Source organism: Yoonia sp. KMU-150, assembly GCF_056858355.1.
In genome coordinates, this window is the sequence record NZ_JBXEQF010000002.1 from 353,592 (window position 1) to 366,148 (window position 12,557).

The window sequence follows — 12,557 nt, forward strand, 5'->3', positions numbered from 1 at the left end:
GTCACGCACCACGGGCGTTGTTGTCATCCCGATCCGTTACGGCCTAGTCTGGCCTGTGAATGAACGGGTGGTGACGCACATGCTGGCGGGCAAACATATTCTCTTGATCATTGGCGGCGGAATCGCCGCGTTCAAATCGCTCGATCTGATCCGGCGACTGCGTGAGCGCGGCTGCCGGGTCACCCCTGTGCTGACGGCCGCCGGGGCAGAATTCGTCACGCCGCTCAGCACTTCCGCGCTTGCCGGATCGAAGGTGTTTCAGGACCTCTTCGATCTGACTTCAGAGGCGGAAATGGGCCATATCGAATTGTCGCGCGCAGCCGATCTGGTGGTCGTCGCCCCGGCCACGGCGGACCTGATGGCAAAGATGGCTGGCGGGCTGGCCAACGATCTGGCGTCGACGCTGCTGCTGGCCACGGACAAGCGCGTGTTGATCGCGCCTGCGATGAACGTGCGCATGTGGGAGCATCCGGCAACCCGACGCAACCTCGCGACGTTGCGCAACGACGGGATCCTGACCGTCGGCCCCAACGAAGGCGACATGGCGTGCGGTGAACACGGGCCGGGCCGGATGGCCGAACCGCTTGAAATCGTGTCTGCAATCGAAGCGGCTCTGGCTGACGGGCCATTGCGCGACAGGCATATCATCGTCACCTCCGGCCCGACCCACGAACCGATTGATCCCGTTCGCTATATCGCCAACCGGTCGTCGGGGGCGCAGGGTACCGCCATCGCCGCGGCGCTGGCAGCACTTGGTGCTGACGTGACATTCATCACCGGACCGGCGGATGTGCCGCCCCCACCGGGCGTGCGTGTCGTGCCTGTGCAAACCGCGCGGCAGATGCTGACGGCTGTGACCGATGCGCTCCCGGCGGAGGTTGCCGTTTTTGCTGCCGCCGTGGCGGATTGGCATGTCGAAAATGCAGCCGACCAAAAGATGAAAAAGGATGCGACGGGTCTGCCGACGCTCCAATTTGCCGAAAATCCCGATATTCTGGCGACGGTGGCGCAGTCGTCCAAAGATCGCCCTGTGCTGGTGGTTGGTTTCGCGGCCGAAACCCATGACGTGATCGCCAACGCGACCGCCAAACGTCTGCGCAAAGGGTGCGACTGGATCGTCGCGAATGACGTATCTCCCGCCACCGGTATCATGGGCGGCACCGAGAACGCCGTGACCATCATCAGGGCGGAAGGGGCAGAGGCCTGGCCACGGATGGACAAAACCACGGTCGCGCGTCAACTGGCGCAGCGGATCGCTGATGCGATAACGGACAGTCCGGCGTGACGGACCCTGATGGCACGCAGCAGACGGAGCCGGTGATCACGCTGTGCCGGGCGGTCGATGCCGATCCGTCATTGCCTTTGCCGGCCTACGCGACCGCCGGTGCGGCAGGTGCCGACATCACCGCCAACTTCGGCGTCAGCGGCGGTGCACAGACACTCGCCCCCGGCGCACGGGCGCTGATACCGACCGGTTTGCGCATGGCCGTGCCCGAGGGATTCGAGGTGCAGATCAGGCCGCGCTCCGGTCTGGCGTTGAAGCACGGTATCGCGCTCGTCAACAGCCCCGGCACCATCGACAGCGACTATCGCGGGGCGATCGGGATCATCGTGATCAATCTGGGTGGTGTTCCATTCACCGTGACCCACGGCATGCGGATCGCGCAGATGGTCGTGGCACCGGTCACGCGCGCCGCCTTTACCGTCACGGACGCACTTGACGATACGGCCCGCGGTGTCGGCGGTTTCGGCAGCACCGGGCTTGCGACATGATGATGGTTGCGGCAATGGCCGCGGCGCTCTGGGGCATCGGGGCTGCGATGGGCACCCCGCCGCGCGCCCGCTGGACCATGATCGCGATCCTGCTGGTGGCGGTGATGGCGGTGCAGGTGGCCCTGCCCGACGGCCACCCGCTGCGCGAGGCGACGGGCGGCGATGTGCGCTTGTGGTTGTTGATTTTCGCCGCTGTCGGGATCGTGGCAGGTTACCGGAAGTTTCTGGGCGTCGTGCGACGCAAGGCCGATCAGGCACATACGACCGATGCAATATTCGCGCCCGGTCCGTTTTCGCAATCGGAACTGAACCGCTATGCCCGCCACATCGTTCTGCGCGAAATCGGTGGGCCGGGACAGAAGGCGCTGAAAGATGCGTCTGTCCTTGTCGTCGGCGCGGGCGGGCTTGGGTCACCGGCACTGCAATATCTGGCGGCCGCGGGCGTCGGCACCATCGGCGTGATCGACGACGATACGGTCGAGAACGCCAACCTTCAACGTCAGGTCATCCATATCGACGACCGGATCGGGCTGCCCAAGGTGCAGTCGGCGGCAGAGGCCATGCGCGCGCAAAACCCTTTTATCAGCGTGAAGGCGTACAACCGGCGGCTGGACGACAGCATCGCGCCCAAGTTGTTCGCCGAATATGACATCGTGCTGGACGGCAGCGACAATTTCGACACCCGCTATCTGGTCAACGCTACCTGCGTCGCCGGAAAAATCCCGCTCGTCGCCGCGGCGCTGACCCAATGGGAAGGCCAGATCAGCGTTTATGACCCGGCCCGTGGTGCGCCCTGCTACGCCTGCATTTTCCCCGACCGTCCCGACCCGGCGCTTGTCCCGACCTGTGCAGAGGCCGGTGTGATCGGTCCCTTGCCCGGTGTCGTCGGGGCCATGATGGCGGTCGAAGCGATCAAGCTGATCACCGGCGCGGGGGACACGTTGCGCGGTCGTCTGATGATTTACGACGCACTCTACGCCGATACCCGCACGATCAGTGCCAACCGCCGCCCCGATTGCCCGGTTTGTGGCGCCGGGGCCTTGCCATAAGGCGAAGGTCGGTCATAGTCGGCGCGAAAGCTGCTTAACCACTCCGGGAGACTACCATGAAACTGATCGCTTCTCTTGCCGCGGCATCCCTGCTGGCCGCACCCGCCCTTGCCGATGGCCATCTGCCCGATCTGGGTGGGCAGGAAATCGTCGTCGTCACCGAAAACGCCTATCCGCCGCTGCAATTCATTGACGGCGCGGGCAACGCCGTGGGTTGGGAGTACGACGCGATGGCCGAAATCGCCAAGCGGATCAACGCGACCGTGACCTACGAGAACATCAGCTGGGATGCGATGATCCCCGCCGTGTCCGAAGGCCAGTTCGACATGGGCATGACCGGTATCACGATCCGCGAGGACCGGGCCGAGATCGTCGATTTCTCCGACACTTACATGACATCCGAAATGGTGATGATGGTGCGCGGCGACGAGGACCGCTTTACCGATGCCGCGTCCTTTGCCGCGAATGACGATCTGCTGATGGCCGCCCAGCCCGGCACCACACCGTTCTACGTCGGCGTCTATGACGTGCTCGACGGGGACGAGGCGAACCCCCGCATCAAGCTGATGGAAACATTCGGAGCCACCGTGCAGGCCCTGCGCACCGGCGACGTCGACCTTGTCCTGACCGACGGCACCGCCGGCAACGGCTATGTGGAGGCGTCGGACGGCGGGCTCAAGATCATCGGCGAAAAGCTGGGGACCGAGGATTTTGGCTTTATCTTCCCGCAAGGCTCTGAATTTGTGGAGCCGATCAATGCCGCCATTGCCGACATGCAGGCCGACGGCACGATCGAGGCGCTGAACACCAAATGGTTCCTCGACTACAAGCTGGGTGAATAAGGCAGGCACGGCGACCTGAACGTCGCGCCATGATCCAGACTTCGCCCGACGACAAGGATTTCCCCTGGTGGCTGCTCATCGTGGTGGCCGTCGGGGCCTATCTGTTCTGGCAGGTCTTTACCGTCGAAATATATTCCCGCGTGCTCGACACCCTGTCCCGGGGGATTTGGATCACCGTCTATGTGACGTTGATCGCCTATTTCGGGGCCTGCGTGCTGGGGCTGGCACTGGCTGTGGCGGCCACGTCGCGGTATCTGATCCTGCGACAGGCGGCGCGGCTATATGTCGAGGTCGTGCGCGGCATTCCGATCATCGTACTCCTGCTCTATGTGGCTTTCGTGCTGGCCCCGGCAATGGTGTCGGGCTGGAACTGGATCGCCGAAAGCATCGGCCTCGACCCGATCCGCACCCGCGATTTCTCGCTCCTGTGGCGCGCGGTGATCGCGCTCACCATCGCCTATTCGTCTTTTCTGGCAGAGGTGTTTCGCGCCGGTCTGCAATCGGTGGACCCCGGCCAGATCGAGGCGGCAGAGGCGCTGGGCCTCAACCGCTGGCAGCGTTTCCGTCACATCGTCTTTCCGCAGGCGTTCCGCACGATCCTGCCACCGCTGGGCAACGATTTCGTGGCGATGGTGAAGGACTCCTCGCTGGTGTCCGTGCTGGGCGTCACCGATGTCACGCAACTGGGCAAGGTGCTGGCAGCGGGCAATTTCCGGTATTTCGAAACCTACAACGTGGTTGCGCTGGTTTACCTGACGATGACGATCACACTATCGCTGGCCCTGCGCCGTTTCGAAAAATACCTGCGGTCGCGCCCCGACGTGCCATCGGATTTTTGAGTATTCTGGGCAAGATAATACGCGGGATACTGGCAACTTCTTCGGGCGGTGCCTAGCTTGAGGCCAAAGGAGACCGCGCCATGACCAACCCCTTGCTTGCCGACTGGGACACGCCGTTCGGACTGCCGCCGTTCGATGCGATATCCGACGACGATTTTGCGCCAGCGGTTGACGCTGCTCTGGATGACGCGCGCTGCCGCATCGCAAAGATCGCCGAAAACGAAGAGGCACCGACCTTCGACAACACCATCCTCGCGCTGGAACTGGCCGAAGTGCCGCTGGGCCGCGTGCTCGGCGTGTTCTACGGCGTCGCCGGTGCCGACAGCAACGACAGGCGCGAGGCCCTGCAACGCGAATTCGGCCCCAAGCTGAGCGCCTTCGGGTCCGAGATCGCAGAGAACCGCGCCCTGTTTGCCCGGATCGAGGAGCTGTGGACCCGACGCGATGAACTGGACCTCACCGACGAACAGGCCCGCGTTCTGATGCTGACGCGGCGCGGGTTTGTCCGGCAGGGTGCCCTGCTCGAAGGCGATGCCGCCAAGCGGCTGCGCGAGGTCAAGTCGCGCCTTTCGGTGCTTGGCACGCAGTTTTCGCAAAACCTGCTGGCCGATGAACGCAACTGGACGATGCCCCTGACCGAGGCGGAACTGGAAGGTCTGCCCGATTTTGTCGTCGCCACCGCGCGCGCCGCGGCCGAGGAAAAGGGCGTTGATCGCCCCGTGATCACGCTGTCGCGTTCGCTGATCGTGCCGTTCCTGCAATTCTCGCCGCTGCGCGACCTGCGCCAGAAGGCCTATGAGGCGTGGACGGCGCGCGGGGCCAACGGGGGCGACACCGACAACCGGGCAATCGCCGCCGAAACGCTTGCCCTGCGCGAGGAGCGGGCCAAACTGCTGGGATATGACAGTTTCGCCGACTACAAGCTGGAAACCGAAATGGCAGGGACGCCCGACGCGGTGCGCAACCTTCTGATGGAGGTCTGGACCCCGGCCAAGGCCGCCGCCGAAGCGGATGCCGACAAGCTGACCCGCATGTTGCATGCCGATGGTTTCGACGGCCCGCTGGAACCCTGGGACTGGCGATACTATTCCGAAAAGCGCCGCCAGGCCGAACACGATCTCGACGAGGCGACGCTGAAACCCTACCTGCAACTGGATCGCATGATCGACGCGGCCTTCGCCTGCGCCAACCGCCTGTTCGGGCTGGAATTCGCGCCGCTGGACGGGCCCGTCTATCATCCCGACGTGCGCCTGTGGGAGGTGACCCGCAAGGGCGAACACGTGGCGGTCTTCATCGGCGACTATTTCGCGCGCGGGTCGAAACGGTCCGGCGCGTGGTGCATGGCGATGCAGTCGCAGCACCGACTGGACGGAGATGTCCGCCCGCATGTCGTCAACGTCTGCAACTTCGCCAAACCGCAGAGCGGCGAACCGGCGCTGCTGTCCTATGACGACGCGCGCACGTTGTTCCATGAATTCGGCCACGCGCTGCACCAGATGCTATCCGACGTGACCTACGAAAGCGTCAGCGGCACCTCTGTCGCGCGCGATTTCGTCGAATTGCCCAGCCAGCTTTACGAACACTGGCTCGAAGTGCCCGAGGTCCTGGGCGAATTCGCGACCCATGCCGAAACCGGCGAACCGATGCCACAGGACATGCTGCAGCGTATGCTGGATGCCGCCACTTACGACATGGGTTTCCAGACTGTCGAATATGTCGCCTCGGCTCTGGTCGATCTGGCGTTTCACGATGGTGCCGCCCCGGCGGGTCCGATGCAGAAACAGGCGGAGGTGCTTGAAAACCTAGGCATGCCGCACGCGATCCGGATGCGCCACGCCACCCCGCATTTCGCCCACGTCTTTGCCGGTGACGGCTATTCCAGCGGCTACTACAGCTACATGTGGTCCGAAGTGATGGATGCCGATGCCTTCGCCGCATTCGAGGAAACGGGCGATCCGTTCAATCCGGAACTTGCGGCACGGCTGGAGGACACCGTGCTGTCGTCCGGCGGGTCTGTCGATGCGGCGGAGCTTTACGAGGCGTTCCGTGGCCGGATGCCGGGGGTCGAGGCGCTCTTGAAAGGGCGCGGGCTTGGGCAAGCGGCGTAGCCCCGGCGAAAAGCGCCTGCGCGGGTTGCTGTCAGGCGATCCGGACCGCGTGGCGCGCACCCTGCGTCGCACGGTCTGGACTAACGATCCGGAAATCTATGCCACCATCGCGAAAAGCAAGGACGCGGTGATCGCGGCGATCGGGGATATGTCGCTGGGCGACGACGATGCGATCAACCGCCGGAAACGTCTGTTCGACCGTTTCGCGGGCACACGCGCCACCGCCGTCGATCCACACGAATGCGCCTGCTCCACACATGGCGCGCGTGGCAATCCCAGATCGGTGCGGGGCTTGAAAGTGACGGCGCAAACCCAATTTGCAGGCCATACCGAAATGAGCGTGATCTGTAACGGCTGCGACAGGCGGTATGAGGTGACCGAGGATGCGGGCTATCACATGCCGCAGTACCACTGGCGCAGCCTGGGGTTCTAGTCGCGGACCTCGTCGGCCTCCACACCCCAGAGTGCCGTTTTCGGCGCCCAGCCGCGATAGCCGCCCGCCTCCAGCCTGCACCATGTCGGCGTGCATTCGTCCAGTGCGGCGATCACACCGGCCTCCAGCACGACGGTCTCGGGCGATTGCGGGTCGGCGCGACTGCGCAGCGACAGCATATCCTGATCGTTGATCACCGTGCGATGGCCCGAAAGTAGCCGGAAATGGATCCAGCCGCCTTGCCCGTCGCGGTCCACAACACGCCGCCAGTGGCCGTATTCGGCCACCACCTGCACCGGCATACCACGGCGCTGAAACACCCAGTCGATCCGATGGGTCAGTGACGGGCCACGACGCACATTCGTCTCGTCGCGTTTGAGCGACACATAACGCGGCAGCGGCAGGTTGGATTCCGGTCCGACTGTGGGCGCCGTGGCCGCGACGAGCGTCGGCTGCACGGCCTCCTGTGCTGCGACGGGTCCGCCGGCCAGTCCGACAAACATCAGCGCCACGCATAACGCGGTCGTCCATCTGAGAGGGATGTTCACTACCAACCTGCTTTCTTCACGGCCTTTTTCGGGCGCGGGTTCTTGTGCCGCGCGTCCCTTTCCCGCAGTTTGGGGCCAAGCGTGATTTGATTTCAAGCGATGGAGCGCCGGACATGCCAGGGAAACGGTTGAGTGTTGTCGTTACGCGACGGTTGCCCGAGGTGGTCGAGACCCGGATGTCAGAGCTTTTCGACGTGACCCTGCGGACCGACGATACGCCCATGGACCGCGCCGCACTTGTCGCGGCGATGCAAGACGCCGACGTGCTGGTGCCCACGATCACCGACACGATCGACGCGCGTCTGCTCGGGCAGGCGGGCGAGCGGCTCAAACTGATCGCGAACTACGGGGCGGGGGTCGACAATATCGATGTCGAAACCGCCCGACAGCGCGGCATCCTTGTCTCCAACACACCGGGGGTCATGACCGACGACACCGCCGACATGACGCTGGCGCTGATCCTTTCGGTGACCCGTCGCATTCCCGAAGGGCTGCGCAAGATGCAGGGCGGCGAGTGGGAGGGCTGGTCGCCGACCGCGATGATGGGGGGCCGCATCGCCGGGCGACGGCTGGGTATCCTTGGTATGGGGCGGATCGGGCAGGCTGTGGCGCGGCGCGCGCGGGCCTTCGGCATGCAGGTGCATTATCACAACCGCAAACGGCTACACCCCGATACCGAACAGGCGCTGGACGCGACCTATTGGGAAAGCCTCGATCAGATGGTCGCCCGGATGGACGTGCTGTCGATCAACTGCCCGCACACGCCATCGACATTTCACCTGATCAACGCGCGGCGTCTGAAGCTGATGAAACCCGACGCGGTGATCGTGAATACCTCGCGCGGAGAGGTGATCGACGAAAATGCGCTGACGCGCATGTTGCGGTCCGGTGATATCGCGGGTGCGGGCCTCGATGTGTTCGAACGTGGGGCAGAGATCAATCCGCGCCTGCGCGAGTTGTCGAACGTCGTGCTTTTGCCGCACATGGGCTCGGCCACGGTCGAGGGGCGGATCGAGATGGGCGAGAAAGTCATCATCAACATCAAGACCTTCGCGGACGGCCACCGCCCGCCCGATCTTGTCGTGCCGGGAATGTTGTAAAAGACAGGAACTTCTGGTCCTGGCGCGTGTTGTTTCCACATACAGAAAGCGTCGCGAAAGCGGCGGCAACTTTGAAAGGAGAACAGCGATGAACTGGGACCAGATCGAAGGCAATTGGAAAGAATTCAAAGGCAAGGCCCAAGCGAAATGGGGCGAGCTGACGGACGACGAGCTTGACGAAGTGCAAGGTAACCGTGAGGCGCTGGAAGGCAAAATCCAGCAGAAGTACGGGAAGTCCAAGGAAGAGGCGAAAGAGGAAGTCGATCGCTGGCTCGCAGCCTGATACTTCGACAATGACATGTATATCGGGTCAGACGCGCTGCGTCTGGCCCTTTTTCATGTAGGCCGGTCAGTGCGGTCCGTGCGCCGGATCGATATAATTCGATGACGAAAACCGCAGCATGTCGTTCTCGGCCCTTTCAGCGATAAAGCTGCCGGGATTTGCGCTGCATGCAGTCAGTAAAACGAATGCGACCATAGCCGCCGAAAGCGTGCGGGTCATGCGAAACTCTCCTCAAGGTGCGCCTCTTGTGGGCGCTGGGCGTTAAAGTAACATAAATCGGCGGGTTCGGTTCAAATTTCTTACTTATGCCTTGGCGTCGTTGCAAAAATGCCGTTTGCAACCGGGGGCTGTGACGTCCTGTCGGTTTTTTGCCAAACTTGGTCGGCTGGTTCTGTCGCCGCATTCCGATTTCGGACAATGTGCAGCGAAATCGCGCAATGGAATCGTCCGGGGGACCCGCCATGAAAACGAACGTCAAAGCTCTCGTCGTCGGCGGCGGTGCCGTGGGAACCTCCATCGCCTATCATCTGGCCAAGGCCGGGTGGGACGACGTGATGCTGCTGGAACGGGACGAACTGACCTCCGGGTCCACATGGCACGCTGCGGGCCTTTTGCCGCTCTTCAACATGTCCTTCGCGACGACCCACATTCACAAATATTCCGTCGATTTCTACAAATCACTGGAGGCCGAAACCGGGCTGAACGCCGGTTTCGCCGTCGTCGGCAACCTCCGCATGGCGCAGACAGACGAGCGCATGGACGAATACATGCTCTATTCCTCCACCGCCGAAACCTGTGACGTGCCCTACCAGTGGATGACGCCCGAGCAGATCAAGGAAAAATGGCCCCTGATCCGCACCGAAGACCTCAAGGGCGCGCTTTATCATCACACCGACGGCTACATTAACCCCGCCGACGTCACCATGGCGATGGCCAAAGGCGCGCGCCAACGTGGCGTCATGATCGAACGCAAGTGGCAGGCCGACGCTTTCCACTGGACCGGCACGCATTGGGAAGTGACCTGCACCAAGATGGTCGAACGGGGCGGCAACCTCGTCCCCTCCGACGAACAGATCGTCATTACGGCCGAACACGTCGTCACCGCGTCGGGCAACCATGCTCAGACCACAGCGAAAAAGCTCGGCATCAAGATCCCCGCGATCCCCGTCGAACACCAGTTCATCGTCATGGACCAGGACCCCGCACTGGTCGAATACCGCAAGAACGGTGGCCCTGAACACCCCGTCGTCCGCGACGCCGACGCGCAATCCTACGTGCGCGAGGAACGCGGCGGCTGGATTCTCGGCGTCTACGAAAAGAACGCGCCTGCCGTGTTCGAACACGGTGTGCCCGACAGTTTCCGCGCCGATCTGTTCCCGCTCGATCTGGAGCGGATCGAAGAGCAGTATATGGCGATGATCCACCGCGTGCCGTCGTGCGAGGACTCCGGCCTGAAAGACGATTTCAATGGCCCGATCTGCTATACCCCCGACGGCAATCCGCTTGTCGGTCCCGCACCCGGCCTACGCAATATGTGGCTGGCCGAAGGGTTCTCCTTCGGCATCACTGCCGCCGGTGGCACCGGATACTACCTCGCGCAGATGATGGTCGACGGTGAGGCCGAGATCGACATGGCCTCGCTCGACCCGAAACGCTACGGCGACTGGATGACGACCGAATTTGCCGCCCGCAAGAACGAGGAATGCTACGACCACGTCTATATCCTGCACCACCCCGACGAGGAACGTCCCGCCTGCCGCCCGCTGCGCACCGCCCCGGCCTATGACCGGCAAAAGGCGCGGGGCGCGCAGTTCGGCTTCGTCAACGGCTGGGAACGGCCCAACTACTATGGCCCCTTGGATGCGCCCGAGAATTTCGACCACGATGCCCGATCCTTCCGCCGTGGCGGCTGGTGGCAGCACGCGGTGGACGAGGCCAAGGCGATCCGCGAAGGCGTGGGCCTGATCGACGCCACGGCCTTCACCAAGCATATCGTCAAAGGCCCCGGCGCAACCGCGTTCCTCGACTGGTTCACCACCAACAAGCTGCCCCGCGTGGGCCGGATCAACCTGACCTACGCGCTGACGTCGCACGGCACGACGCGCACGGAATACACCATCGTGCGTTTGAAGGACGACGAATATTACCTCGTCTCCGCCGGTGCCTGGACGGACTACGACGCCGATTTCCTGCGTAAGGCGGTCGAGGACAAGGAAGCCGAATTCGGCCGGATCGACGTGCAGAACGTCACGACCCAGTGGGGCGTTTTTGCCATCGCCGGTCCCAAGGCCCGCGATGTCCTGCTCGAAGTCATCAACGATGCCGACCCCGCAACAGCACTGTCCAACAAACGCTTCCCATGGCTGTCGGCCAAGAAGATCGAACTCGGCATGTGCCCCGTCAATGCGATCCGCGTGGCCTATACGGGTGAGTTGGGTTGGGAACTGCATCATCCGATGGAGATGCAGAACTACCTGTTCGACTTGCTGGAAAAAGCAGGTGAAAAACACGGCATGAAGCTGGTCGGCGCGCGGGCGCAGAACTGGCTGCGGCAGGAAAAATCCTACCGCGCCTTCGGTAACGAGTTGGGCCGCGACGCGACACCGGCAGAAGCCGATCTGCCGCGCTTCATTGATCTGGACAAGGACTTCCACGGCAAGGACGCGATGGTCGCCAAGGGTATCCGTTCCAAATGCGTCACCCTGCTGATCGACGGCCCGGACGACGCCGATCCGTGGGGTCGCGAGGCGCTTTATGACATGGACGGCACCCGCATCGGGCGTCTGACATCGGGCGGCTACTCCGTGGCTTTCGGCAAATCCATCGGCATGGGCTACGTCAAACCGGCCTTGGCAGAGGTCGGCACCAAGGTGCAGGTCAAGATGCTTGACAGGCTCTGGCCCGCCGAAATCGTCGAGGACAGCCCTTACGACCCGAAGAACACCACCATCCGCGTCGATGGCTGAAACGTAAATGGGCAGGCGCGAGGGCTTGCCCTTTTCGATTCCCGCCGGCGGTCTCTACTGAGCCATGATCGCGGCCATCACCGCCGGGTTCGACAGTTGCGCCACAAGACCGCTGCGCTGCATCTGTGCCTGACCGATCTTGTCGGTGCCGCAGGAGGTCCCGATCTGCACCGTTTGCGGGTCCGCCATGCTGGCCGGTGTCGCCGCCGACATCGCGGCGATACTGGTGATGGGCTGCTGCGCGAACGCCTCCAGATCGGCAACGTAGGTGGCGACACCCGCATCACCCTTCGTCGCGCGCAGGTTCTCGATCATGCAGGCCCCGGCCTGCCGATCCGCCGCCGACCAGTTGGCATCCGGGCGCACGGCAGCCAGCCCCGGCACGCGGCTTTCGAAAAAGTCAAAGGTTCTGGCCTGCAGCTGCTCTGACGCGGCCTCGTAGCGGTCCAGCGCTGATTGCGCTGCGGCGGCCATCGGCAGGGTTGCAATTGCGGCGGCGAGAAATGTCAGTCGCATGGCGGTATCCTTCTGGGTCAATCGCAGGTCGCGCCAGTTATCCCACCCGGCCGGTATCGGTGCAACTGCCCAATTCTTTCCACAGGGCGGACATTTGCCT

At 63.2% G+C, this 12,557-nt stretch carries 13 protein-coding genes; 10 read left to right on the forward strand and 3 right to left on the reverse strand.

Annotation, left to right across the window (positions count from 1 at the left end):
• Positions 1-79 precede the first annotated feature (79 nt).
• The 7 genes from coaBC (at position 80) to AC04PH_RS14620 (ending at position 7,044) form a co-directional block, all read left to right on the forward strand.
• Positions 80-1,285, forward strand: a complete 1,206-nt coding sequence (coaBC, locus tag AC04PH_RS14590; RefSeq protein WP_483066922.1) for a bifunctional phosphopantothenoylcysteine decarboxylase/phosphopantothenate--cysteine ligase CoaBC — start codon at positions 80-82, stop codon at positions 1,283-1,285.
• Positions 1,286-1,317: 32 nt separating this feature from the next.
• Positions 1,318-1,773, forward strand: coding sequence for a dUTP diphosphatase (gene dut, locus AC04PH_RS14595; RefSeq protein WP_483066924.1), 456 nt, complete (start codon positions 1,318-1,320; stop codon positions 1,771-1,773).
• A complete protein-coding gene (locus AC04PH_RS14600) occupies positions 1,770-2,822 on the forward strand; it encodes a HesA/MoeB/ThiF family protein (protein ID WP_483066548.1) in 1,053 nt (350 codons plus the stop codon). Before dut ends, AC04PH_RS14600 begins: the two co-directional genes overlap by 4 nt.
• 56 nt (positions 2,823-2,878) lie before the next feature.
• Positions 2,879-3,664: a transporter substrate-binding domain-containing protein gene (locus AC04PH_RS14605; protein ID WP_483066549.1), complete on the forward strand. Its 786-nt coding sequence runs from the start codon at positions 2,879-2,881 to the stop codon at positions 3,662-3,664.
• A 29-nt stretch (positions 3,665-3,693) separates the two neighbouring features.
• A complete protein-coding gene (locus AC04PH_RS14610) occupies positions 3,694-4,503 on the forward strand; it encodes an amino acid ABC transporter permease (RefSeq protein ID WP_483066550.1) in 810 nt (269 codons plus the stop codon).
• A gap of 80 nt (positions 4,504-4,583) precedes the next feature.
• Positions 4,584-6,611, forward strand: coding sequence for a M3 family metallopeptidase (locus tag AC04PH_RS14615; RefSeq protein ID WP_483066551.1), 2,028 nt, complete (start codon positions 4,584-4,586; stop codon positions 6,609-6,611).
• Entirely contained in the window at positions 6,595-7,044 is a 450-nt protein-coding gene (locus AC04PH_RS14620) for a hypothetical protein (RefSeq protein WP_483066552.1), read from the forward strand. The genes AC04PH_RS14615 and AC04PH_RS14620 overlap by 17 nt, the downstream gene beginning before the upstream one ends.
• On the opposite strand, the gene AC04PH_RS14625 is transcribed toward AC04PH_RS14620, so the two are convergent.
• Complete coding sequence (locus AC04PH_RS14625; RefSeq protein WP_483066925.1) at positions 7,041-7,547, reverse strand: SH3 domain-containing protein; 507 nt, start codon at positions 7,545-7,547, stop codon at positions 7,041-7,043. The genes AC04PH_RS14620 and AC04PH_RS14625 overlap by 4 nt on opposite strands.
• A 158-nt stretch (positions 7,548-7,705) precedes the next feature.
• Here AC04PH_RS14625 and AC04PH_RS14630 point away from each other — a divergent pair, with 158 nt between their 5' ends.
• The gene (locus tag AC04PH_RS14630; RefSeq protein WP_483066553.1) at positions 7,706-8,692 is read left to right on the forward strand and encodes a 2-hydroxyacid dehydrogenase; all 987 of its coding nucleotides are present in this window, start codon (positions 7,706-7,708) and stop codon (positions 8,690-8,692) included.
• Positions 8,693-8,780: 88 nt separating this feature from the next.
• Positions 8,781-8,975: a CsbD family protein gene (locus AC04PH_RS14635; protein WP_483066554.1), complete on the forward strand. Its 195-nt coding sequence runs from the start codon at positions 8,781-8,783 to the stop codon at positions 8,973-8,975.
• 66 nt (positions 8,976-9,041) lie between these two features.
• Here AC04PH_RS14635 and AC04PH_RS14640 read toward each other — a convergent pair whose 3' ends face one another.
• Entirely contained in the window at positions 9,042-9,194 is a 153-nt protein-coding gene (locus AC04PH_RS14640; protein ID WP_483066555.1) for a hypothetical protein, read from the reverse strand.
• A 242-nt stretch (positions 9,195-9,436) separates the two neighbouring features.
• Here AC04PH_RS14640 and AC04PH_RS14645 point away from each other — a divergent pair, with 242 nt between their 5' ends.
• A complete protein-coding gene (locus AC04PH_RS14645; RefSeq protein WP_483066556.1) occupies positions 9,437-11,941 on the forward strand; it encodes a GcvT family protein in 2,505 nt (834 codons plus the stop codon).
• 54 nt (positions 11,942-11,995) lie between these two features.
• Here the strand turns inward: AC04PH_RS14645 and AC04PH_RS14650 are convergent, their stop codons facing one another.
• On the reverse strand, positions 11,996-12,457 hold the full coding sequence (locus AC04PH_RS14650; RefSeq protein ID WP_483066557.1) for a hypothetical protein: 462 nt from the start codon (positions 12,455-12,457) through the stop codon (positions 11,996-11,998).
• Between the last annotated feature and the right edge of the window lie 100 nt (positions 12,458-12,557).